The 23,661-nt window shown below is 70.6% G+C and carries 20 protein-coding genes; 12 read left to right on the top strand and 8 right to left on the bottom strand.

Translation table 11 applies throughout. The annotated features are described in order from the left end of the window. Window positions 1-66: 66 nt before the first annotated feature. Window positions 67-1,152 carry a suppressor of fused domain protein gene (locus BQ8420_RS18040; protein ID WP_087100303.1) on the bottom strand — a complete coding sequence of 362 codons (1,086 nt, stop codon included), beginning with the start codon at window positions 1,150-1,152 and terminating at the stop codon, window positions 67-69. A 222-nt stretch (window positions 1,153-1,374) separates the two neighbouring features. Between BQ8420_RS18040 and rlmN the strand changes: the two genes are divergently transcribed. Continuing rightward, a complete protein-coding gene (gene rlmN / locus BQ8420_RS18035; protein ID WP_087100302.1) occupies window positions 1,375-2,472 on the top strand; it encodes a 23S rRNA (adenine(2503)-C(2))-methyltransferase RlmN in 1,098 nt (365 codons plus the stop codon). A 7-nt stretch (window positions 2,473-2,479) separates the two neighbouring features. Next, window positions 2,480-2,953 carry a hypothetical protein gene (locus tag BQ8420_RS18030; RefSeq protein WP_087100301.1) on the top strand — a complete coding sequence of 158 codons (474 nt, stop codon included), beginning with the start codon at window positions 2,480-2,482 and terminating at the stop codon, window positions 2,951-2,953. 19 nt (window positions 2,954-2,972) lie between these two features. On the opposite strand, the gene BQ8420_RS18025 is transcribed toward BQ8420_RS18030, so the two are convergent. Further along, on the bottom strand, window positions 2,973-3,773 hold the full coding sequence (locus BQ8420_RS18025; RefSeq protein ID WP_235006344.1) for an alpha/beta hydrolase: 801 nt from the start codon (window positions 3,771-3,773) through the stop codon (window positions 2,973-2,975). Between the two features lie 197 nt (window positions 3,774-3,970). Here BQ8420_RS18025 and BQ8420_RS18020 point away from each other — a divergent pair, with 197 nt between their 5' ends. Both BQ8420_RS18020 and BQ8420_RS18015 read left to right on the top strand, forming a co-directional pair. Then, the gene (locus tag BQ8420_RS18020; protein ID WP_087100300.1) at window positions 3,971-4,594 is read left to right on the top strand and encodes a hypothetical protein; all 624 of its coding nucleotides are present in this window, start codon (window positions 3,971-3,973) and stop codon (window positions 4,592-4,594) included. A 2-nt stretch (window positions 4,595-4,596) separates the two neighbouring features. Next, on the top strand, window positions 4,597-4,923 hold the full coding sequence (locus BQ8420_RS18015) for a transcriptional regulator (RefSeq protein ID WP_087100299.1): 327 nt from the start codon (window positions 4,597-4,599) through the stop codon (window positions 4,921-4,923). A gap of 29 nt (window positions 4,924-4,952) precedes the next feature. On the opposite strand, the gene BQ8420_RS18010 is transcribed toward BQ8420_RS18015, so the two are convergent. Genes BQ8420_RS18010 through BQ8420_RS18000 form a run of 3 tightly spaced genes read right to left on the bottom strand, consistent with a single transcriptional unit; the run spans window position 4,953 to window position 8,202 of the window. Further along, entirely contained in the window at window positions 4,953-6,551 is a 1,599-nt protein-coding gene (locus BQ8420_RS18010; protein WP_087100298.1) for an ABC transporter permease, read from the bottom strand. Then, on the bottom strand, window positions 6,548-7,480 hold the full coding sequence (locus BQ8420_RS18005) for an ABC transporter ATP-binding protein (RefSeq protein WP_087100297.1): 933 nt from the start codon (window positions 7,478-7,480) through the stop codon (window positions 6,548-6,550). The genes BQ8420_RS18010 and BQ8420_RS18005 overlap by 4 nt, the downstream gene beginning before the upstream one ends. A 32-nt stretch (window positions 7,481-7,512) precedes the next feature. Continuing rightward, window positions 7,513-8,202: a TetR/AcrR family transcriptional regulator gene (locus BQ8420_RS18000; RefSeq protein ID WP_087100296.1), complete on the bottom strand. Its 690-nt coding sequence runs from the start codon at window positions 8,200-8,202 to the stop codon at window positions 7,513-7,515. A gap of 123 nt (window positions 8,203-8,325) precedes the next feature. Here BQ8420_RS18000 and BQ8420_RS17995 point away from each other — a divergent pair, with 123 nt between their 5' ends. Then, window positions 8,326-9,138 (top strand): carbon-nitrogen hydrolase family protein, encoded by an 813-nt coding sequence (locus BQ8420_RS17995; RefSeq protein WP_087100295.1) that lies wholly within the window; start codon window positions 8,326-8,328, stop codon window positions 9,136-9,138. A 239-nt stretch (window positions 9,139-9,377) separates the two neighbouring features. After that, window positions 9,378-9,620 carry a hypothetical protein gene (locus tag BQ8420_RS17990; protein ID WP_087100294.1) on the top strand — a complete coding sequence of 81 codons (243 nt, stop codon included), beginning with the start codon at window positions 9,378-9,380 and terminating at the stop codon, window positions 9,618-9,620. 259 nt (window positions 9,621-9,879) lie between these two features. Here BQ8420_RS17990 and BQ8420_RS17985 read toward each other — a convergent pair whose 3' ends face one another. Both BQ8420_RS17985 and BQ8420_RS17980 read right to left on the bottom strand, forming a co-directional pair. Next, complete coding sequence (locus tag BQ8420_RS17985; protein WP_087100293.1) at window positions 9,880-11,388, bottom strand: CoA-acylating methylmalonate-semialdehyde dehydrogenase; 1,509 nt, start codon at window positions 11,386-11,388, stop codon at window positions 9,880-9,882. A gap of 24 nt (window positions 11,389-11,412) precedes the next feature. Beyond that, window positions 11,413-12,699: an aspartate aminotransferase family protein gene (locus BQ8420_RS17980; RefSeq protein WP_087100292.1), complete on the bottom strand. Its 1,287-nt coding sequence runs from the start codon at window positions 12,697-12,699 to the stop codon at window positions 11,413-11,415. 118 nt (window positions 12,700-12,817) lie between these two features. On the opposite strand from BQ8420_RS17980, the gene BQ8420_RS17975 reads away from it, so the two are divergent. Beyond that, complete coding sequence (locus tag BQ8420_RS17975) at window positions 12,818-14,422, top strand: PucR family transcriptional regulator (protein WP_087100291.1); 1,605 nt, start codon at window positions 12,818-12,820, stop codon at window positions 14,420-14,422. A 160-nt stretch (window positions 14,423-14,582) separates the two neighbouring features. Then, window positions 14,583-15,071, top strand: a complete 489-nt coding sequence (locus BQ8420_RS17970) for an Lrp/AsnC family transcriptional regulator (protein ID WP_087100344.1) — start codon at window positions 14,583-14,585, stop codon at window positions 15,069-15,071. A 46-nt stretch (window positions 15,072-15,117) separates the two neighbouring features. Here BQ8420_RS17970 and gabT read toward each other — a convergent pair whose 3' ends face one another. Further along, window positions 15,118-16,452, bottom strand: coding sequence for a 4-aminobutyrate--2-oxoglutarate transaminase (gene gabT, locus BQ8420_RS17965; RefSeq protein ID WP_087100290.1), 1,335 nt, complete (start codon window positions 16,450-16,452; stop codon window positions 15,118-15,120). A 172-nt stretch (window positions 16,453-16,624) separates the two neighbouring features. On the opposite strand from gabT, the gene BQ8420_RS17960 reads away from it, so the two are divergent. The 4 genes from BQ8420_RS17960 to BQ8420_RS17945 all read left to right on the top strand — a co-directional run bounded on the left by BQ8420_RS17960 (window position 16,625) and on the right by BQ8420_RS17945 (window position 23,577). Then, complete coding sequence (locus tag BQ8420_RS17960) at window positions 16,625-18,109, top strand: PucR family transcriptional regulator (protein ID WP_087100289.1); 1,485 nt, start codon at window positions 16,625-16,627, stop codon at window positions 18,107-18,109. A 143-nt stretch (window positions 18,110-18,252) separates the two neighbouring features. Continuing rightward, complete coding sequence (locus BQ8420_RS17955) at window positions 18,253-21,390, top strand: DNA helicase (RefSeq protein ID WP_087100288.1); 3,138 nt, start codon at window positions 18,253-18,255, stop codon at window positions 21,388-21,390. 137 nt (window positions 21,391-21,527) lie between these two features. Further along, window positions 21,528-22,406 carry an Fpg/Nei family DNA glycosylase gene (locus BQ8420_RS17950; protein WP_087100287.1) on the top strand — a complete coding sequence of 293 codons (879 nt, stop codon included), beginning with the start codon at window positions 21,528-21,530 and terminating at the stop codon, window positions 22,404-22,406. Window positions 22,407-22,557: 151 nt separating this feature from the next. Further along, entirely contained in the window at window positions 22,558-23,577 is a 1,020-nt protein-coding gene (locus BQ8420_RS17945) for a LacI family DNA-binding transcriptional regulator (protein ID WP_087100286.1), read from the top strand. The last annotated feature ends 84 nt before the right edge of the window (window positions 23,578-23,661 follow it).

Below are 23,661 nucleotides of genomic sequence, written 5' to 3'. Positions count from 1 at the left end.
GACCGGAGAATGCTCGTGGAACGGGAAGGGAGGGTCAACCGGTTTTCCGGCGCGAGGGAGAGGTCCTCAGTCCAGGACCCAGCTGCGGCCCTCCGCCGCGAGCTTCTCCACCAGGGTGGCGCTGTCGTGCTCCTTGGCGAACAGGTGCTCGGGGCGGGTGATCGGCACGATCCACAGCCACTTCACCGGGTCGCCCTGGAAGGACAGCCCGGAGGTGTCCGGTGGCAGGCGGTCGGGATCGGTGACCAGGGGGGCCGGGTCCTCCAGCAGCAGCACCGCGCCCGCGCCCCGGCGCATCGTCCGGTCCTCGGGGTTGTCCAGCCACTTGACCGTGTGGCCGGTGCCGAACCAGGTGACCGCACGCCAGGGGAAGGCGCCGATCCACCGGAAGATCCGCGCCGCGTGATGCGCGGGCAACGTCGTGGCCAGCGCCAACTCCACCCGGGCGTGGTGGGAGGTGTCGGCCATGTACCGGTCCAGGGTCGGCATCCGCTGCCCGCACATGCCGACCGTCGACAGGATCGTGAACGGTCGTTCCTTCGTCGGCGGACGCTCCGACAGCCGTAGCAACGGCGGATGCCCGTCGGACACGTCCCAGTAGTGGCCGGCCTCGCCCACCCGACGGTTCAGGTGGCCGAGCACCGTGCGCTGCACGCTCCGCCAGGCACCCGAGGCCCGACGCCAGTCCCAGTAGGCCTCGGCGTGCACGACCCGAGGCCACAGCCGGCGCTTGACCGAGTCCAACTCCCACGCGTAGGCGCTGCGGCCGATCGCCTCACGCGCGTACCCGGGCAGCCCGCTGTCGGCGTCCGCCCAACCGGGAATGACCGCGAGCAGCCCCTCCTCGTCGAGCAGGGCCACGCCGTCGCCTTCCTCGAACCAGACCGCGCGCAACGAGTCCGGGTCGAAGCGGGGCCGTCCCTGGGGATGTTTGGTGTAGGCCTCCGGCATCAGCGGGGCCCGGCCTTGATACAGGTCACCGGGCTGCACCTCGGTCGGTGCGCTCTCGTGGTTGGCCAGCCACACCGGGACGCGGATGCGCTCGCGGGCGTCCAACAGGTAGGCGGCGGTGGTGTGGGAGTCGCATTCGACGACGACGCGGCGGCTCTGGTAGGGGCTGATCTCATCGAGCAGGACGTCGATCTCGGTCACCGGCTCTCCCACGTGTGTGTCGACCCAGGGGGTAGTCGTGTTGTGGTGGTCACCGTAGGGGCCTGCACCCGTCCGGGCTGTCCACACTGCGCGTAGACTCGACGGTAGTGCCCTGACAGGCGGAGCAATGCCGCAGCCGCGTATAAGTCGTATAACGACCCGCGGCGCCACACCTTTTCCGCGCCGGGCGCAGTCCACCGACTCCACTCGTTACGGATACTTATGCCCGCCGAGCTCACTTTCGTCGCACCCCGCCGCGCCAAGCCGCCCCGGCACCTGGCCGACCTGTCCCTGGAGGAACGCCAGGACGTCGTCAAGGAGCTGGGCGAGAAGCCCTTCCGGGCCAAACAGATCGCCAAGCACTACTACGGCGCCCTGGAGTCGGACACCGCCAACATGACCGACCTACCGGAGGACTCCCGGGAGAAGCTCGGTGAGGCGCTGCTGCCCACGCTGCTCACTCCGGTCCGACACTTGACCGCGGACAAGGGGATGACCCGCAAGACCCTCTGGAAGGCCTTTGACGGGGTCATGTTCGAGTCGGTCATGATGCGCTACCCGGACCGCGTCACCCTGTGCATCTCCTCCCAGGCCGGCTGCGGCATGAACTGCCCGTTCTGCGCCACCGGCCAGGCGGGCCTGACCCGCAACCTGTCCACCGGCGAGATCGTCGAACAGGTGATCGCGAGCGGCCGTGACCTGGCCCGTGGTGAGGTCGCCGGCGGTCCGGGGCGGATCAGCAACATCGTGTTCATGGGCATGGGCGAGCCCATGGCCAACTACAAGCGGGTGCTCCAGTCCGTCCGCCAGATCACCGACCCGGTCCCGAACGGCATGGGCATCTCCCAGCGCGGCGTGACCGTCTCCACCGTCGGGTTGGTCCCCGCCATCAACAAGCTCATCGACGAGAAGATGCAGGTACGCCTCGCGATCTCCCTGCACGCCCCCGACGACGAGCTGCGCGACGAACTCGTGCCGATCAACACCCGCTGGAAGGTCGGCGAGGTCCTCGACGCCGCCTGGCGCTACGCCGGCACCACCGGCCGCCGCGTGTCCATCGAGTACGCGCTGATCAAGGACATCAACGACCAGGCCTGGCGGGCCGACCTGCTCGGCAAGCTCCTCAAGGGGCACTTGGTGCACGTCAACCTCATCCCGCTCAACCCCACCCCGGGGTCCAAGTGGACCGCTTCGCGCCCTGAGGACGAGCGCGAGTTCGTGCGGCGCCTGGAGTCGCACGGGGTGTCCGTCACCGTCCGCGACACCCGTGGCCAGGAGATCGACGGCGCCTGCGGACAGCTCGCCGCCGCCGAGAAGTAACGCCGACATGGGCGAGACCCTCCTGGCCTTCGTGGTCGCCACGGCGGGCGGGTTGGTCCCGATCCTCAACATCGAGGTGTACCTGCTGGGCGCCGTCGCCACCTTGGACGACGGCGCCCTCGTCGCGATGGCGGTGGCCGCCGCGGTGGGGCAGACCCTCGGCAAGATCCCCTACTACTACGTGGGCAAGGGGACGATCACCGCGCCCTGGCTCAAACGCAAGGCCGCCACCCCGGGCAAATGGGCGACGCGGATGGCCGGCTGGCGGACCAAGGCCGAGGACCGCCCGGTCTGGGGCGCCGGGCTGCTGGCCTTGAGCTCCTTCGCGAGCGTCCCGCCGTTCATGGTGGTCTCGGTGCTCGCCGGGGTGGTCCGGATGAACCTCGTCCTGTTCTGCGTGGTCACCTTCGTCACCCGCCTGGCCCGCTTCCTCATCGTGGTCCTGGCCCCCGCCTGGGCCCTGAGCCACCTGCCGGGCTGACCCGCCGGCCCGGGGCCGGTCAGAGCGCGTGGTCGGCGAGGCGGACGAACGCCTCGATCACCCGAGGGCCGTGGATCAGCTCGGCGTCGTTGTGGCCGGCCCTGGACAGGACCTCCTCCTCGAACAGGTTCGCGCTCGCCTCCGCCACCGCGTGGCTCTGTTCGGCCGGAACGATCGCGTCGACGTCCCCGATCATCACACTCGTGGGGACCTCCATCCGCGCCACCTGCTCCGCCACCGGATAGCGGTCCCACAACATCAGTCGCACCGGCAGGAACGGGTAGAGGTGGGCGCCCAGATCGGCCAGGGAACTGAACGGCGAGCGTAGGAACAGCGCCGCGGGCGGGCGTTCGACCGCCAGGCCGGTGGCCACGGCCGCGCCCAGGCTCTCCCCGAAGTAGAGCGTGCGGTCGGCGGCGAACCCTCGTTCGGCCAGGTGGTCGGCGGCGGCCCGGGCGTCGGCGAGCAACCCTTCCTCGGAGGGGGAGCCCTCGTTGCCGCCGTAGCCGCGGTAGTCGAACAGCAGCACCGAGAACCCTTCCGCCGACAGTGCCCGGGCCAGGGGCGCCCGGCTCTCGCGGTTGCCCGCGTTGCCGTTGGTCACCAGCACGGCGGCCTCGCGATCCTCACCTCGGGGCGGGACGAACCAGCCGCCGAGTTCGAGGCCGTCCTCGGTGTCGAGCCGCACGTCCTCGGCGCCCTCGATCACCTCCGAAGCGGCCGGGGGTTCGCCGATGAGGGGCACGTAGATCACCGATCGCTGCATCACCCACATGAGGCCCACCAGAACCACGAGTACGAGGGCCACCACGGCGACCACGATCAAGAGGCGTCTCCTTCGAGGTGCGGGAGATGGGGCGTCGGTGCCGGTCACGGCGGTTCCTTCCGGGGAAGTGCGGGGTCCTCGTCGTGCGGGATACCCGTTGCCCGGCGGAACATCCCTGAGGTTTGCGTTGCAAACCGAACCTTCTCCGCGTACGGTCGAAGAAAGGTTTGCGGTACAAACCGGAGGTTCGAATGAACACCCCTCACGACATCGATCGCCTGGAGAGGATCCGCGCGGTCACCTCTGACTTCAGCGGTTACCAAGGGCTGTACACGGCTCTTCTGGGCCTGTTGGGGCTCTGGGCGGCCTTCGTTCCGCTCTCGGGGAGCGGCCCGTGGGCGGAGCTGTTCCCGGTCGGGATGCTCCTGATCGCCGGCCTGTTCATCGTCACCCAGCGCTACTACCGGCGTCGGTTCGGGAAGGTGCGCCCCCGCTGGACCACGAAGCGCGTCCTGTGGGTCGTGCTGCTGCCGATCGCGCTGGTCTGCGGCTATATCGCTCTGATGAGCGTGACCAACGTGCTGGGCGTCCAGGGCGGGTGGGTCTTCGGCGTCTTCGTCGGCGTCTGCCTGGTCGCGGTCGGTTGCTCCTACCCGCGCGACCGTTGGCACTACCTGGCCGGCGCCGTACTCGTGCTGGCTTTCAGCCTGCTCCCGCTGGGGGCGATCACGCCTTCGGGTGTCCATCCGGTCGAGTGGGAGTACCCGGTGATGGTTCCCTTGGTGGCCGGGCTCGTCTTCGTGGTGAACGGGCTGCTGGACCACCGTACGCTGGTGCGGACCCTCACTCCGGTGAGCGAGAACGGGACGGACTGACCATGGGCACGCCCTTCGAGGACATGGCGGAGATCGACCGCCTGGTGCACGAACCCTCGCGCCTGGCGATCACCAGCGCGCTGCTGTCCTGTGAGTACGCGGACTTCCTCTTCCTCCAGCGCATCACCGGACTGTCCAAGGGCAACCTCTCCAGCCACCTGTCCAAGCTGGAGAGGGGCGGCATCGTCACCGTCACCAAGAGCACCGGTGGCCGCCCCCGCACCACCATCGGTCTCACCCCCATGGGGCGGGACACCGTCGCCCAGCACTGGGAGCGGCTGACCCGGCTGCGCGACGCCGCGCGCGAGTGGACCGCCCCCGGGGAGTGAACCCCGAAGGCGGTCCGGCCCGGGGCCCGTCAGGCGGTGACCAGGTCGCGGTCGCGGAACCCGGACAGGGACAGCGCGCCGGCCAGCAGCACCGCGCCCAGGTAGAGCAGGAACGGCGCCGTCTCGAACGCCTCCATCGGCGGCCTGGCGAGGATCTCGAAGGCGCTCAGGTTCATGAACTCCTCGGGGAACTCGAACAGTCCGCCCAGCATCGTGGCCACCAGGCTGTACCCGAACCACAGCCAGATCAGCGGCAGCAGTCGTGGCGCGATCCCCAACAGCAGCGCGGCCAGTGCTCCGAACACCAACGCGGCGGGCAACTGCGAGAGCGATGACTCCACCGTCCGCCACGTCCACCCGGCGTCTTCCAATGCCACCGAGGCGCCCAGACCCAGCCCCAGCCCGCCGGACACCAGGATGAGCGCCGTGGCCAGTGCCGCCACGGCCAGGGCCGAACCGAACCAGTGCACCCGGCCCACCGCGGTGGACAGCAGTAGCTCCGCGCGGCCGGCGTTCTCCTCCGACCACGCCCGCAGCACCGACAGCGTCCCGTACGCCGAGGCGGCCATGACGACGTAGGTGGTCAGTACCGCGAGGAACCCGTCGACCAGGTCGTCGGCGTCGCCGCCCAGGATCGCCGCCAGTTCGGGCGCGGAATCCAGCATCTCCGCGACCTCGGTGGTCAGGGAACCGAAGGCGTACCCGAAGGCGAGCACCGCCACCGCCCACGCGACGATCGCGCCACGCTGTTGGTTCAGGTGCAGGGTGAACACCCCGCGCAGCAGCCTTCCGGCGCCGGCCGGTCCGGGCCGGGCGGCGACCAGACCGGCGCCCACGTCGCGGCGGCGCGCCAGCGCGTAGGTCACCACGAACAGCACCAGGACGCACACCCCGTACAGGGCGAGCGGCTCCCACCGAAGGTCGTCGAAGGGTCGGGCCTGCTGTAGCCACGCGAACGGCGACAGCCAGGACCAGACGTTGCCGCCCTGCTCGGCGATGTCGCCCACCACTCGGAACATGAACAGCAGGCCGATGACCAGGAAGGCGAGCCCGGCGGCGGAGCGGCCGTGTTCGGACACCTGTGCGCACACCGCCGCGATCGCCCCGAAGGAGATCCCGGCCAGGGCGAGCCCGAGCCCGTAGGCGATCGAGTCCGGCACCGGCAGGTCGAAGGCCACCATGGAGGCCGCGATCAGCCCTCCGATGAGCAGGTGGGCCAGTGCCAGGGTGATCAGGGCCGCCGCGGTCTGCGCGCTCGCCCCCAACACTCCGGCGCGCAGCAGCTCGGCGCGGCCGCTCTCCTCCTCGGCCCGGGTGTGCCGGACCATGTGCAGGACGCTCATCACCGCCATCGCCATGAGCAGGCTCATGGTCATCTCGTTGACCAGCATCGGGCCGAGCGTGTAGTCGTCGAGGCCGTACCCGGGGCCGCCGAACACGATCCCGGTGGGAGAGTCCATCAGCGCGGCCCGCGCCTGGCGTTCGGCCGGATCGGAGAACATCTCGTCGAGGGTGGGGACGCTGACGGCGGTCAGCCCGGCCAGGACCACGACCCAGATCGCCAGACGCAGTCGGTCACGGAACAGGGCGAACCGGATCAGCGTGCCGGTTCCGGTGAATGCGCTCATGACCGCTTCCCCTTGTTCCCGGCACCGTCGACGGTGGTGAGTTCGTCGCCGTAGTGGCGCAGGAACAGCTCCTCCAGGGACGGCGGGTTGCTCACCAGGGAACGCACGCCCAGCGCGGTGAGCTCGTGCAGCACCGTGCCCATGTGGTCGTGTTCCACCGCGAAGGTCACCGTGGCGCCGTCGATGGTCAGGTCGTGCACACCGGCCAGGTCCTTGAGCGCGGTCGCGTCCGCGTCCACTTCGGCCCGCACCGTCGAACGGGTCAGGTGGCGCAGGTCGGACAGGGTCCCCGATTCCACGGTTCGGCCGCCGCGGATGATGGTGACCGTGTCGCAGAGCTTCTCCACCTCGGAGAGGATGTGGCTGGACAGCAGGACCGTGCGACCGGCCTCCTTGACCTCTCGCACGCAGTCGGTGAACACCGCCTCCATGAGCGGGTCCAGGCCCGAGGTGGGCTCGTCCAGGATCAGGAGCTCCGCCGTGGAGGCCAGCGCCGCCACCAGCGCCACCTTCTGCCGGTTGCCCTTGGAGTAGGTGCGCGCCTTCTTCGTGGGGTCCAGTTCGAAGCGTTCCAGGAACTCCCGTCGGCGTCGGGCGTCGAGTCCGCCGCGCAGCCGCCCCAGCAGGTCGATGGCCTGGCCGCCGGTGAGGTCGGGCCACAGCGACACGTCACCGGGAACGTAGGCCAGACGCCGGTGCAGGGTGACGGCCTCCTTCCACGGGTCGCCGCCGAGCAGGCGCACGCTGCCGGAGTCGGCGCGCAGCAGCCCGAGCAGGACACGGATGGTGGTGGACTTGCCGGACCCGTTGGGGCCGAGGAACCCGGTGACCTCTCCGGTGCGGACGGTCAGGTCCAGTTCGTCGAGGGCCTTGAATCGGCCGAAGGACTTGTCGAGGCCGCTGACCTCGATGGCGTTCCGTGGTGACATGGGCTGCTCCGATCCGGTTCGGTGCTCGGTTCTCAGTGCTCGGTGTCCGGCGGCGGTTGCGGGGTCCGCTCCGCCGGTTCTTCGGACGGGTCGTCGCGGTGGGCGACGAGGGCGTCCAGGAAGGTGCTGTTCAGCAGCAGCCCTTCGGTGTACAGCTCCAGGGCCGGGAGCATGTAGGCGTCGATCCACTCGTGCAGGACGGTGGACGGCTCGGGGTCGGAGCCCGGAGGGCGCATCGTCGTGTGCAGCATCAGGGAACCCAGCGCCATGGAGACGGCGTAGCGGGCCCGGGCCGCCGGGTCGCGGCTGGGCTTGATCGTGCCCGCGCGTTCGCCGTCGGCCAAGTAGACCTCCACGTCCTGGACCATGCGCTCGAACAGGGACGAGGCGACCTGCCCACCCGACTGGAGTGAGCGCATCAGGTAACCGAAGATCTCCGAGTAGCCGTCCACTTCGGCCAACTGTTCGAGGAAGGTGGCCGCCGACATCCGCTTGATGCTTTCGCTCTTGGTGTTCGCGGTGAGTCGGAGGACGTGCTCGTCGCAGGCCGCGCGCAGTTTCTCCTTGCTGCCGAAGTGGTGGATGACCAGACCGGGGGAGACCCCCGCCTCCTCGGCGATGGCGCGTACGGAGACACCGAAGCCGTCCCGGCCGAAGCGGGTCAGGGCCGCGTCGCGGATGCGGGCTCGGGCGGTGAGGTCGTCTCGCTGTGCTGAACTCATGTTCAATACATTAAACGCTTGTTCAGTCTGCCGGCAAGGGGGTCTCCCGCTCCGGGCGTACACTCGGGGCACGTTCGGGGCGGCCGACCGGGCCGTGCCTCTAAGGCAGAAGGGGGAGGTCCGATGGTCCAGGTCGCGGTCGCCCAGTTCGCACCGGGTCGGGACAAGGCCGAGAACCGGCGTTCGGTGGCGGAGCTGGCCGCGCGCGCCGCCGTCGCCGGAGCGCGGGTCGTCCTGTTGCCCGAGTACACGATGTTCACCGCGTCGCGCACCGACCATCGTTACGTCGAGGCCGCCGAACCGTTGGACGGCCCCTTCCTCTCCGCCGCGGCGAACACCGCCCGCCGCGAGGACGTGTACCTGGTGCTGGGGGTCAACGAGTCCCACGGTGAGGGCGCCTCGCACTTCACCAACACCCTGGTGGCGCTCTCGCCGGAGGGCGAGCGAGTGGCGCTCTACCGCAAGATCCACCTGTACGACGCGTTCGGGGTCAAGGAATCCGAGGTGGTCGCCCCCGGGCCGATCGAGGCTCCGGAGACCTTCGCCGTGGACGGCGTCGTCTTCGGCCTTCAGACCTGCTACGACCTGCGCTTCCCGGAGGTGACGCGGCGGATCGCCGATGCCGGGGCGCACGTGGTGCTGCTGGCGGCGCAGTGGGTTCCGGGGCCGCTCAAAGAGGACCACTGGCGCACCCTGGCGCGCGCCCGGGCCATCGAGAACACCGTCTACGTCGCCGCCTCGGGGCAGTCCGCGCCCACGGGCGCGGGCAACAGCATGGTGATCGACCCGATGGGGACCGCGCTGGCTTCACTGGGGGAGCAGGCCTTCGAGGTCGCCACCGCCCGGGTTTCGGCCGAGCGCGTGGAATCGGTCCGTGTCACCAATCCGGCGCTGGCGATGCGCCGATTCTCGGTGTCTGCGCGCGAGCAGGCCTAAGAAGCCCATCGAGCTGAACCGTACATTCCGGGCAGAGTGTATGAATATACAGCTCTCGCCCGAGGGCTTCACAGGGTTAGTCACTTAGGGTTATGATTTACCTGCACGGAGTGATTTAGATCGGTCCGGGCCCTTCCGGGCACCGCGAGCTTCTGATTCAATTAAGAGCCGGTAACTATCGGCCCGCCAGACTGTCCTAAACCACGGGGGGAGCAAGGACATTGCGCGGAACGAGCACGATGTGCGAACCAGTCATGCAGACCGCCACCGCACCCGAGAGCTACCTTTACGACCCGAACCGGCTGAGTACGGCGCAGTGCATGGGGGATGCCTGCGTCGTCTGCCACACCAAGTGGCCCCGGCCCCGTCGGGCGCTCGGGGAGCTGCCGGACGGGGCCCACGTGTACGGCTGTGACGAGTGCGCGGGGATCATCGGGTACCAACCCGTCCCCGCGGGTAAGCCACTGATCGCCGCACGCTGATCGGTGTCCCGCCCCTCGGGGCGGTGGATGACGGTCGCGCTCCGGGTCCAAGGGGAGAGATAGGACCCGGAGCGCGTCCATCGACGCGCCCGCTTCCATGGGGAGGAGGGGAATTGAACGCGCCTTCTCCAGGATGGTTCTCGTGACATACGTGGCCGCGGGCCACGTCCCGTGTAGGGCGTCGGGGCCAACGATACTCCGTGTTGCCCATCACCGACGGTCAGTGAGAGACATCCATGCCGTATTTCGGTGAACTTCCTCAGCCGTTGGTGGGGAAGCCCAGGTCGACGCCTCCTTCGGGCCTTCGGCTCGGATCGGTCCAACGAGCGGTGACCGCCTTCGTTCGCGTGTAGAAGTGCACACCCTCCGTGCCGTGGGCGTGCGAATCACCGAAGAGCGACTGCTTCCAGCCCCCGAACGAGTAGTACGCCATGGGCACCGGGATGGGCACGTTGATGCCCACCATGCCGACCTCGATCTCGTTCTGGAAGCGCCGCGCGGCGCCGCCGTCGTTGGTGAAGATCGCCGTCCCGTTCCCGTACGGGTTGCCGTTGACGAGCTCGACGGCCTCGTCGTAGTCGGCCACGCGCACGATGCTCAGCACCGGTCCGAAGATCTCCTCGCGGTAGCAGGACATCCGCGGTCCCACGTGGTCCAGCACGGACGGCCCCAGCCAGAAGCCGTTCTCGTCACCGTCCGGAACCGGGTGCGCCCGACCGTCGATCGCCAGGGTCGCACCCTCGCGCACCCCCGACTCCAGGTACGAGGCGACCTTGTCCCGGTGTTCGCGGGTCACCAACGGGCCCATCTCACTGCGCTCGTCGTCGCCGGGACCCACCCGCAGCCGGGCCACACGCTCCCCGATCCGTTCCAGCAGGTCGTCGGCGACCGAGTCCACCACCGCGACCGCGGAGATGGCCATGCACCGTTCGCCCGCCGAACCGAACCCGGCGGAGACCGCCGAGTCCGCCGCCAGGTCCAGGTCGGCGTCGGGCAGCACCACCATGTGGTTCTTCGCCCCGCCCAACGCCTGTACGCGCTTGCCGTGCTCGGCGGCGGTCCGGTAGATGTACCGCGCGATCGGGGTGGAACCCACGAAGCTGACCGCTGCCACGTCCGGGTGCTCCAGGATCGCGTCGACCGCGACCTTGTCACCGTGCACCACGTTGAACACCCCGTCGGGCAGTCCGGCCTCCTTCCACAGCCGGGCGAGGAAACCGGCCGCGGACGGGTCCTTCTCGCTGGGCTTGAGCACGAAGGTGTTGCCACAGGCGATCGCCACCGGGAACATCCACATCGGCACCATGGCGGGGAAGTTGAACGGGGTGATGCCGCTGACCACGCCCAGGGGTTGCAGGATCGAGTAGGAGTCCACCCCCGTGGACACGTTCTCGGAGTAGCCGCCCTTGAGCAGGTGGGGGATGCCGCAGGCGAAGTCCACGACCTCCAGGCCGCGCGCCACCTCGCCCCGGGCGTCGGAGAACACCTTGCCGTGCTCGGAGCTCACCAGCCGCGCCAGCTCGTCGGCGCCGGCGCTCAACAGTTCGCGGAACCGGAACAGGACCTGGACGCGCTTGGACAGGGAGGTGTCCCGCCAGCCGGGGAACGCCTCCTTGGCGGCCGCGACCGCCGCGTCGACCTCCTCGGGCCCGGCGAAGTCGACGGTGCCGGAGACCCGCCCGGACGCCGGGTCGTAGATGTCCCCGGTCCGCTTCGTGGGACCCTCGTGGGCACCCCCGCCGATCCAGTGGGTGACGTGATCGCTCATGCTTCCTCTTCCTCGTGGGGTGTGTCAGGCCTGGTCGGCGACCGCGCGGACGGCGTCCAGCAGGATGTCGCGTCCCTCGGCGGCCTCCTCGGTGGACAGGTTCATCGGCGGGGCCATCCGCAGCACGTTGCCGTGCACGCCGCCCTTGCCCACCAGTAGCCCGCGCTCACGGGTGGCCTCCAGCACCCGCCCGGCCAGGGCGGAGGAGGGCGCGTCGGTGGCCGGGTCGACCATCTCGATGGCGAACATCAGCCCCTTGCCGCGCACGTCCTTCACGCAGTCGAGTTCGCGCAGGGCCCGCAACCCGTCGATGATGGTGCCGCCCTGCCGCAGCGCGTTGCCCTGGAGGTCGTGTTCGAGCACGTGGTCGAGGGTGGCGCCGGCCGCGGCCATGGACACCGGGTTACCGCCGAAGGTCGCCACGCCCAGTGCCTTGAGCCCGTCCATGAGGTCGCCGCGGGCGACCACGCCGCCCACCGTGAACCCGTTGCCCAGGCCCTTGGCGAACGTCATGGCGTCCGGGGTCATCCCGTGGTTGCCGATCCCGAAGAAGCTCGTGCCGGTCCGCCCCCATCCGGTCTGCACCTCGTCGGAGACGAACAGGATGCCGTGCTCGTCCAGGACCTCCTTGTACGCCGCGTACAGGCCGTCCGGCGGCATCGCGAAACCGCCCACGCCCTGCACGGGTTCGGCGATCAGGCAGGCCACGTTGGGCGCCGTGGTGTCGAGGACCTCGCGCAGGTCCGCCACGCACACGTCGATGTACTCCCGTTCCGACAGGTGTCGGAAGGCGGGGGAGGCGTGGTCGGTGCCGTGCAGGTAGTGCACGTTCAGCGGGGACAGCGAGGAGTTCTTCCACGCCTTGTTGCCGGTGACCGCCACCGTGCCGAAGGAACGGCCGTGGTAGCTGCCGCGCAGGGCCAGGACCTCGTCGCTGCCGCGGGCGTGGGTGGCCAGCAGCAGGGCCGTCTCGTTGGCCTCGGTGCCGGAGTTGGTGAAGAACACCTTGGCGTCGGGGATGCCGGACAGCCGGGCGATCTTCTCGGCCAACTCCACCTGGGATCGGATGAGGTACAGCGTGGACGTGTGCACGACGCCCTTGGCGATCTGGCGTTCGACCGCCTCGCGGACCTCGGGGACGTCGTAGCCGAGCATGTTCGTCACGATGCCGGTGAAGAAGTCCAGGTAGGTACGGCCTTCGGCGTCCGTGACACGGGCGCCCTTACCTCCGACGATCTCCATCGGGGTCTCGTAGTACAGGGGCAACCAGGAGGGCATGACCGCGCGGTGTCGCGCAAGGAGTTCCGACATGCCCTCAGTCTTCCCAGTGCCCGCGGGCTTGACCAGGATCAGCATGTTGACAACATGCTGGTCGGCTTTACATGTTGTAAATCACCCCGGGTGGGACACGACGCCCTAGACTGACCACGTGCTCCCCACCCTCGCCGAAGTACTGAGGCTTCCGGCCTTGCAGCGCGCACGCCCCCGTGTGGTCGCCGGCTCCGAGCACCTGAACGTGCCGGTGCGCTGGGTCCACATCGCCGAGGTCACCGACCTGGCCCACCTGCTGCGCGGCGGCGAGCTCGTACTCAGCACGGGTATCGCCATGCCCGACGACCCAGCCGCGCTGCGCCGCTACATCGAGGACCTCGCCGACGCCGGGGTGAGCGGTATCGCCGTCGAACTCGGCCGCAAATACCACGCCGAACTCCCCAAGGCCTTCATCGACGCCGCGGAGGACGCCCGCATCCCCGTGGTCCTGCTCGACCGGGAGGCGCGGTTCGTCGAGATCACCGAGGCCGTGCACATCCGGGTGGTCAACGAACAGGTGGAGGAGCTGCGCGAGTCCGAGAAACTCCACTCGGTCTTCACCCGTCTGTCCGTCGAGGGCGCCGACGCCGTCCAGATCCTGCGTGAGGTCGGCCGGCTCTCCGGTTGCCCGGTCGTCCTGGAGAACCTCACCCACCAGGTCCTGGCCTGCGACCTCAACGGCGAGGAACCCGGCACCCTGCTCACCTCCTGGGAGAGGCGCTCACGGTCGATCCGCTCGGGCGACCGCACCGTGCACGCGCCCATCACCGGCTGGCTGGTCACCACCGTCGGCGCGCGCGGGCAGGACTGGGGGCGGTTGATCCTCATCGTCGGCGCCACCCCCACCGCCCGTCAGACCATGCTCATCGAACGGGCCGCCACCACCCTGGCCCTGGGACGGCTGCTGGAACGCCAACAGGAGAGCCTGGAACGGCAGACCCATCGCACGATCATCGCGGGCATCATCGACCGTTCCTACTCCGACCCCGAGGAGGCCCTGGTGCGCGCCCGCGCCGTGGGTGTTCCGCTCAACGGGCGTGAACTGGTGGGGCTGGTGTTGCGTCTGCACGAGGGCGGGACCGGGTTGGCCGCGCAGGCCCGCCTGTCCGAGACCGCCGAAGGCGCCGCCCGGGCCTGCCGGGAACTGCGGCTGCCCGCGCTGGTGGGGTCCCTGGACGACCTGCGGGTGGGGATCCTCTTGGCCCTGCCCTCCGGGCAACGGCTGGACACCACCCTGAGCCGGCTGGCCGACCGGGTGCACGCCAGACTGGGCGACGCCGCGGTGCTGGCGGTGGGGTCGGAGACCGACGACATCCGTGCCGTGCGCCGGTCCTTCCTGGAGGCCCGTCAGGTCGGTGACGTGGCCCTCAAACAGAGCGAACGGCGCCCCTACCACCGGCTGCCCGACCTGCACCTGCGCGGGCTGCTGCACCTGTTCCGCGACGACGAGCGCCTACAGACCTACGTGGAACGTGAGCTGGGTGCGTTGCTGGACCACGACGCCCGCCGCGGCGGCGATCTGACCGACATGCTCCGCCACTACCTCGGAGCGGGCCGCAACAAGGCGTTGGCGGCGAGCCGGGCACACCTGTCCCGACCGGCGTTCTACGAGCGGTTGCGGCGGATCTCCTCGGTGTTGGACATCGACCTGGAGTCGGTGGAGACGTGTCTGTCGTTGCACGTGGCCCTGCTGTCCCTGGACTCGGTCCGAGACCAGGCCTGACCGGCCCCGAATTCGGCGGTGCGCGGATGTGCGCCCCGTGCGCGTGCAGTACCTTGGAATCCGTTGTTTCGCCCCGATGGAAATGTCTTTTTCCATGGTCGAACCGATGGGAAACCGTGGTAACCGCACCCGGTTCCGTGGAGAGTACGTGGAGGACCCTGTGACCGAACAAGCCGAACCCGGCCCCGTCCGGCGAGTCAACGGGGTGGCGTTGGACGAGACCGCCAAGCGCATCATCGAGGTCCTGCAAGAGGATGGGCGCTTGTCCTACGCCGCCATCGGCAAGACCGTCGGCCTGTCCGAGGCCGCCGTGCGCCAACGCGTCCAACGGCTACTGGAGGCGGGCGTGGTCCAGGTCGTCGGCGTCACCGACCCCATGACGCTGGGCTTCAACCGGCAGGCGATGATCGGGGTGCGCACCACCGGCGAACTCAACGCGGCGGCCGACGCCGTCTCCGACCTGCCCGGAGTGGAGTACGTGGTGATCACCGCGGGTTCCTTCGACCTCCTGGTCGAGGTGGTGGCCGAGGACGACGACAAGCTGCTGGCGATCCTCGCCGACATTCGCGCCATCGACTCGGTGGAGACCACCGAGACCTTCCTCTACCTCAAACTGCGCAAGCAGACCTACGCCTGGGGCACCCGCTGACGGGCGACCACCGGGCGCAGGTCCGCGAACCCGGGACGCCGAGCGCCTACAGAGCGGCGAGGGCCTCCTCCAGCAGGTCCAGGCCCTCGTGGAGCAGGTCGTCACCGATGACCAGGGGCGGCAGCATCCGGATCACGTTGCCGTAGGTGCCGGCGCTCAGCAGCACCAGGCCACGGGCGTGGCAGTGCTTCAGCACCCGCGCCACCGCCTCCGGGTTCGGCTCCTTGCCGTCCTTGACCAGCTCGACCGCGATCATCGCGCCGCGCCCGCGCACGTCGCCCACCACGTCGAACTTCTGCGCGAGGGTGTTCAGCCGGCCCAGCATCAGCTCACCGATCTCACGAGCGCGCCCCACCAGGTCACCGGACTCGATCGCGTCCAAGGAGGCGAGGGCGGCCGCGCACGCCGCGGGGTTGCCGCCGTAGGTGCCGCCCAGGCCGCCGCCGTGCACGGCGTCCATCAGCTCGGCGCGGCCGGTCACCGCGGCCAGCGGCAGCCCGCCCGCGATGCCCTTGGCGGTCGCGATCAGGTCCGGGACGATCCCCTCGTGCTCAGAGGCGAACATGTGCCCGGTGCGCGCGAAACCGGTCTGCACCTCGTCGGCCACGAACACGATCCCGTTGGCGCGGCAGTACTCCACCAACGCCGGCAGGAATCCGGGCGCCGGCTCGATGAACCCGCCCTCGCCCTGGATCGGCTCGATGACCATGGCGGCCACGTTCTCGGCACCGATCTGCTTGCTGATCTGGTCGATCGTCGCGGCGGCCGCCTCGGGGCCGCAGTTCTCCGGGCCCGTCGGCCAACGGTAGGCGTACGCCATGGGCATCCGGTGGATCTCGCCGGCGAACGGGCCGAACCCGTGCTTGTACGGCATGTTCTTGGCGGTCAGGCCCATGGTGAGGTTGGTGCGACCGTGGTAGGCGTGGTCGAACACCACGACGGCCTGCCGTCCGGTGGCGCTGCGCGCGACCTTCACGGCGTTCTCCACCGCCTCGGCGCCCGAGTTCAGCAGTAGTGACCGCTTCTCGTGGTCGCCCGGGGTGACCCGGTTGAGGGCCTCGCACACGTCCACGTAGGCCTCGTAGGGGTTGACCATGAAGCAGGTGTGGGTGAACCGGCTCATCTGTTCCGCGGCCCGCTCGACCACGCGCGGGTCCGCGTTGCCGACGTTGGTCACGGCGATGCCCGAACCGAAGTCGATGAGCGCGTTGCCGTCGACGTCCTCGACGATCCCACCGCCCGCGCGCTTCACGTACACGGGCAGCACGCTGCCCACGCCCTGCGCGACGGCGGCACTGCGACGCTCCTGGATGGCGCGGGACTCGGGGCCGGGGATCTCGGTGACGATCCGGCGGGACTGGACGACCTCGGTCGTGGCCATACGGCTGCCTCCTTGCGGGGGTCGGTTCTACGGGGTGGGCCCCCGGTGACTCGCCTGACATTAGGCCGCGTGGAACCCGACACACATGGACACAGTGGATAATCGAAGCAGCGCCCTGTGCCATTGCGGCGGGGTGCGGACCGACGGGGCGGTCGAACGAGGGGAAGGGCCGATGCCACCGACGCTGGGTGCTCTGCTGCGCACACCCAAACTGCGACTGCGCCTGCTCACCGGGCAGGAGGAACTGCACCGCCGAGTGGAGTGGGTCGCGGTCAGCGAACTCACCGACCCCACCCCGTATCTGGCCGGGGGCGAGTTGGTGCTCACCACCGGGGTGCGCTGGGCCGAGGACCCACCGGACCTGCGCGCCTACGTGCGCCGTCTGGCCGAGCGCGACATCGCCGGGCTGGGGTTCGGCGCCGCCGTCGTCTTCGATCGCACCCCCGACGAACTGCGCGCGGCCGCCGAGGAGTTCGGGGTGAACCTGGTGGAGGTGGACCGAGAGACCCCCTTCATCGCGGTGGGCAAGGAGGTCTCGCGGCTGTTGGCCCAGGAGCAGTACGAAGGGCTGACCCGGGCCTTCTCCGCCCAGCGTGAACTCACCCGGGCCGTGCTGCGCGGCGCGGGCGCCGTCGTCGACCGGTTGGCCCGCGAACTCGACGGGTGGGTGCTGTTGCTGGAACCCGACGGTACGGTCCGCCACGCGGCCCCCGCCGAAGCCGCCGAGCACGCCCACCGGCTGGCCGCCGAGTTGCCCCGACTGCGCGGGGCCGGACCACGGGCCGGTGCCTCGATGGTCTCCGGTGACGAGCACGTGGCCTTGCAGTCCCTGGCGATCGGCCGCCGAGTACGCGGTTTCCTCGCCGTGGGCGCCCGGAAGGGGTTCGGTTCCCACGACCGCACCCTGGTCAACGCCGCGGTATCGCTGTTGTCCCTTGAGTTGGAGCGCCCGACCGCCGAGGGCGGGTCCGGGATCGCGCCCGGGGTGTTGGCGGCGCTGTTCGACGGGGCCCTGTCTCCGGACCATCCGGGCGCGGCGGCCCTGCGCCGAGCCCTGCCCACCGAACCGGTGGTGGTGGCCGCCGTGTCGGGGCCGGTACCGGAGGGCCCGCTCCCGGACGGGTGGCTGGCCACCGACGCCGCCGACGTGCCCTCCGCCGGGCCGGCCGGAACACTGCTGCTGACCTCGGCCGACCGTGTCGACCGGTCGCCCGAGGTGTTCGACGAGCTCTTCGAGGGGGCCGTGGGGCTGAGCGAACCGGTGGGTCACACCGAGTTGGCCGTGGCCCGAGCCCAGGCGGAGCGGGCCCTGACGGTGGCGATGGACGAGGGACGCGGGTCGGTGCGGTCGGGGGACCTTCCCGGCGGTCTCCTGGGGCTGCTGGAGACCCCCGTCGGGGCCCGACTGGCCGACGAGCTCCTGGCCCCCATCGACCGGCAGCGCAACGCCGCCGAACTGCTCGCCTCGCTCCGTGCCTACCTGGCCGCTTCGGGCCGCTGGGACGCGGCGGCCGAACGTCTGGGGGTGCACCGGCACACCCTGCGTTACCGGATGAAACGCATCCGGGAACTGCTCCCGGGCGACCTCGACGACCCCGATCACCGCACGGAACTGTGGATCTCCCTCCGCGTTCGCGAAGGGCGCGACCACCCCTGAGCGCCCCGCGCGTCACCCTGGGTGAAAGTCGAGGCGGGTTCGATCATTCCGTGGGTGGACGCGCGCGGAATGCACCACAATGGGATCTGATAGCGGGGAGTAATCATCTGATCACTAATTGATCGGATGGTCAGGGGGACGCTGTGAGATCACTGCGAGACGAGGCACGGAGCGGGCAGGCCGGTGCCCACACCGCCGTGGGCGGGACGGTCGGCGACGCGGGTAGTGAGAGCGTCGGGGTCGGAACGGCCTCGCTGCGTTGGAAGCCCCCCGTCGACCAGGGCGAGGTCCGCTCGTTCCTGGCCTACCTGCGTTCCTGTCTGCACCGTGAGGCCGTCCACGGCCACATCGTGTACGCCGAACACCTGGAATCCGACACCTGCTCCTGCCTGCCGGCCGGGCCGGAACTGCTCTTCAGCGGGGCGAGGGACACCCTGCCCCTGCACGACGAGAGCGCCCGCGTCATGCGGCTCGCCGGCCGCTACGGTCAGGCCCTGCGCTATGGCTATCCCCTCGTGGTCCTGCCCGGCGAACCCGAGGACGAGGCCGACACACGGGTGACGTTGCCGCTGCTCACCGTGGACGTCCGGGTCGTCGACGAGTACGAGTCCAGGGGAGCGGGGGAGCGGATCGGGGTCGGCGACGCGCCCCTGGTCCGGGCGATCGGCCCACCCGACGTCAACATCGCCTTGCTGGCCCGCCTGGGCATCACCGACCCCGAGGACCTCTTCGAGCTGCGCACCAGGTTGCGCGCCGGGGCGCCCGACGAGGTCCACCGGCCGGCCGCCGTCGCCGACCTGGCCGCGAAGGTACGCACCCTGCTCACCCGCCTGGAGATCGAGCGTGTCGACGACATCGCCCCGCTCGGAACCCGCGGCCTGCCCCGTGCCCTGAACGTCGGCGCGCACAACACCGCGGTGCTCTTCCGTGCCGGACCCGGCGGACGACCCGAGACCGAGGAACCCGAACCCGGCAGTGTCGAGGGCCTCCTGGCCGACCTCGACCCCACCGACCGGGACGGCCTGGACCCCGACGCCATCGGCGGCACCGCCCTGGAGTCCCTCCTCGGCGCCCGTCCCCTGGGCGGGGACACCACCCGTCAGCAGGGAGCGGAATCGGGCCGGCCGGCCCGGAGCCGACGGCGCCGCGCCGGTGGACGGCGTGCCCACGGCACCATGGAGGCCGCCCCTTCCACCATGCCCGTCCCGGTCTCGGCCACCGCCCTGTCCCAGCCCCAGTACGAGGTGCTGCGGTCGGCCATGCGGGAACAACTCACCGTGGTCGCCGCCCCACCCGGCGGTGGCGCGCACGACCTCGTGGACGCCATGGTCCGTACCGCCGTCACCGCGGGACAGCGCGTCCTGGTGTGCGCACGCACCGAGGCGGACGTCGAGACGATCCTGCGCCGGGCCGACACCGACCCCGGCCACCCCGTCGTCCGGGCGGGCGACCCCGGCCGCCGCACCGCCGAGGTGCGCCTGCTCACTCGCGTCCTGGGACAGCACACCGGGGCCATCCCCGTCACCATGACCCCCGATGATGACGACCCGGACCGCTCCGACGACCTCACCGACGCCTGGGCCCGGGTCCGCCGGGTGTGGGAGGCCATGGACACCATGGCCTCCGGAGGCCATGCCCTCGCCCACCTGGCCGAGGAACGCGGTCGCAGCATCGCCCGCGGCTGGGACCCCGACACCCTCTTCACCCCTGAACGCGGCGGCCCCGAGTACTGGCTGCACCGCGCCCAACGCGCGGCCGCCGGTGGCCTGGGCGGCCTGTCCCACCGCGCCGCCGTCCGCCGCGAACTCGGCGTGACCACCGACCCCGACAGCCTGGCCAGACTGTGCGCCGTGGCTCGTCTGGAGAGCGACTGGCGTGAGGCCGTGGACCGCCGCACCCGCAGCGCACCCCTGGCCGAACTCACCGATGACCTGCTCCGCGCCCTCGACGACCACCGGCGCGCCGGGGCGCAGCGCCTCACCACGGTCACCGAACCCCGACTCTGGCGCGGCCGCGCCGCCATCGAGAACCGTTTGGAGACCCTCAACTGGCAGCACGGCGGCGGCCGGACCGGACTCACCGGGCTCCTCGACACCCTGCCCGCCTGGGTCTGCCGCACCGACCAGGTCCGCGCCCTGCCCCCGCACGCCGGACTGTTCGACCTGGTGGTCGTGGTGGGCGCCGAACGAACCCGGGTCGGCGAACTCCTGCCCGTCCTCTACCGTGCCGACCGCGCCCTCGTGGTCGGTGACCCAGCGCACCCCGGGCCGCTCACCGTCCTGGAACCCGAGGAGGAACGTCGCGCCCTGGCCACGGCCGGACTCGTTCCCGACCTCCTCGACGACCGTGCCCTGCGCCATGGTGCGGGCTCGGCCCTGCGCGCCGCCTACAAGGCGGCCCCGCCCATGCTCTGGCTGGACGAGCACCGGGGCGCCCCCGAGCCCCTGGCCACCGCGGCCTCCCGGTACTGCTACGGCGGGCGGGTCTCGGTGACCACCGAACCCGACCCGGCGAGCGGCCCCCTCTTCGACTGGCGTGACGTCGGCGGCGAGTGCGAGGCCGCGCCGGGATCCTCCTACATCAATCGCGACGAGGCCTACCGGGTCGCGGTGGTGGTGGACGAACTCGACCAGGAACTCCCCGAGGGGCACACCCTGGCGGTGGTCGCGCCCCTGCAACCCCAGGTGGCGTTGGTCCGCCGACTGCTGCGCCAACGCGTCCTGCTCCACCGGGTGCGGGTCGGTGGCCCGGACCTGCTCACCGAGGACGCCGGGACGACCGACGTCACCGTGCTCTCCCCGATGCTCTCCACGGGGGCGCCCGCCATCGCCGAACGGCGGGTGCGCCGGATGAGCCACCTGTGGGCGACGGTCCTCACCCGGACCCGGCGTCGGCTCGTGGTGGTGGGCGACCGATCCCATTGGGCCGAGGGCGACGGTCCCCTCGCCGACCTGATCACCGGGTCCGCGGCCACCGACACCGTCGCCACCCCGGCGGACCCGGCCGGCAGCGCCTTGGTGGACGCCCTGCGCGCCGTCGGCACCGACGTCACCGTCGGACCGCGCATGCACGGTCGGACCGCCGACCTGCTCGTCCGGTACGGGGCTCGCCGGGTCGTGCTCCTGCTCGACCGCGAACCCGACGGGCCCGCCCTGCGCCGACTCCTGTCCCGCGGTGAGGCCCTCAACCGGGCCACCGACGACCTCGTCGTGGTCGTCCCGGCCTGGCGCTGCCTGGCCGACCCGCGCGCCCTGGTCGAGGAGATCCTCTCCGCCTGCTGACCCCGCTCTCCGCCGACCCGACCCCGGTCGGCCCCGACCTCCGGGCCGCCTATTCTGAGAGGCCACGCGCATGCCCGGAACACCCTGGTTCGCCTGACAGACCAGGCGGTGCCGCGGGCGAGGAAGGGGAGGCTCGGGTGCCCGAGGGACACACACTGCACCGGTTGGCGACGCACTTCGACAAGACCTTCGGTGGTGGCGCCGTGCACGCCACCAGCCCCCAGGGTCGGTTCGCGGGCGGGGCCGCCCGCATCGACGGACGGGTCCTGGTCGAGGGCGAGGCCCACGGCAAGCACCTCTTCCTGGGCTTCGATTCCGGGGAATGGCTCCGCGTCCACCTGGGCCTGTACGGCGCCTGGACCTTCGGTGACGTCGATGGCGAACGTCACCTGGGCGCGCCCCGGGCCCCCGGCGCCGAACGGATCGAATTGGAGCGCGACCCCGACGGCTTCGTCGTTCCCCCCGCGCCGGTGGGCGCCGTCCGCGCCCGCCTCGTCAACACCGGCGGCTGGGCCGACCTGCGCGGGCCCTCGGCGTGCGAGGTCATCACCACCGACGAGAAGCACGCCGTCCAGAACCGGCTGGGTCCGGACCCGCTGCGTCCCGACGCCGACCCCGACCTCGCCTGGCACATGGTCTCCCGCTCTCGCACGACCATCGCCGCGCTGTTGATGCGCCAGGACGTCATTGCGGGCGTCGGCAACATCTACCGCGCCGAATCCCTCTTCCGGGCCGGGATCGACCCCCTGACCCCCGGTCGCGACCTGGGGCGGCAGCGGTGGGAGGCCCTGTGGGACGACCTGTCCGTTCTGCTGCGCGACGGGGTGCGGGACGGCTACATCATCACGACCCGGCCCGAGGACCGACCCGACCCCGATGCGCGTCCCGTGCCCCGACCGGACACCCTCTACGTCTGTTACCGGCCCGGCGAACCCTGCCGGGTGTGCTCCTCTCCGATCGCCGCCTCCGAACTGGCCGGGCGCACCCTGTACTGGTGCCCCGGATGCCAGGCCTGAGCCCTCTTCGCCCCCTCCGTCACACCCGTCACACCCGTCACGCTTGGAAAACTCTCTGGACCACGCAGCGTGGTCGTGGGTTACAATCCCCTGTCGGTGACTGAACCGGTTCAGTATCGTGAAACTATGGGGAGGCGGCTTGGGGTCTGTGATGAGGCGCCCGACGATCATGGACATCGCGAAGGCGGCGGGCGTGTCCAAAGGGGCGGTTTCCTACGCCCTCAACGGCCGACCAGGGGTATCCGAGACCACGCGGGAACGGATCCTCTCGATCGCCAGTGACCTTGGTTGGGCCCCCAGCAACCCCGCTCGCGCGCTCGCCCCGGGAGGGCGGGTCGGCGCGATCGGCATGGTGGTGGATCGTCCCGCCCGATCCCTCGGGATCGAACCGTTCTTCATGCAGCTGGTCTCGGGAGTGGAGACCGAACTCGCGGCCGCCGGGATAGACCTGATGCTCCAGGTGGCCGAGAACATCGACTCCGAGCTGGAGGTCTACCGCCGTTGGGCCGCGGAGCGCCGCGTCGACGGCGTCATCATCGTGGACCTGCGGGTGGATGATCCCCGTCCAGAGGCCATGGGCGTCCTGCCGTTGCCCGCGGTGGTCCTGGGCGGGCCGGGCGGTACCGGCGGGCTGCCGTGCCTGTACACCGACGACGGCGCCTCGGTGCGCGAGGTTGTGCACTACCTGGCCGCTCTGGGCCATCGCCGGATCGTTCGGGTGGCCGGCCCCGAGGACTTCGTGCACACCAGAGACCGCACCGCCGGGTTCCAGGAGGCCGCCCGGCACGCCGGCCTGGCGGAGGCGCGCACGGTGCACGCCGACTACACCGGGGAGGCGGGAGGGCGCACCACGCGGCGTCTGCTCGCCGCCGCCGAGCCGCCCACCGCGCTGGTCTACGACAACGACCTGATGGCGTTGGCGGGCCTGGGCGTGGCCTCGGAGATGGGGGTGGACGTGCCCTCACAACTGTCCATCGTGGCCTGGGACGACTCCGCGCTGTGTCGCCTGGTGCGCCCCTCGCTCACCGCCATAAGCCGTGACGTGTTCGGTCACGGTCGCATAGTGGCCGGGATGCTCAACCGCCTCTTGGCGGGGGAGCGCGTCGAGGATCGGGAGACCCCGTTGGGCGAGCTCCAACCCCGGGGGAGCACGGGCCCCTTGACGTCCTGAACCAGCAGGGCGGCCCGACGGCGCGCGCGGAACCGGTTCAGTACCGGTCTCCTCAACGTGTCCTCGGGCCGACATGCCTGTTAC

Source organism: Nocardiopsis sp. JB363 (genome assembly GCF_900143625.1).
Classification (GTDB): Bacteria; Actinomycetota; Actinomycetes; order Streptosporangiales; family Streptosporangiaceae; genus Nocardiopsis.
Note: the sequence above shows the minus strand (reverse complement) of the source record. Positions and strands in the feature narration are given on the sequence as shown.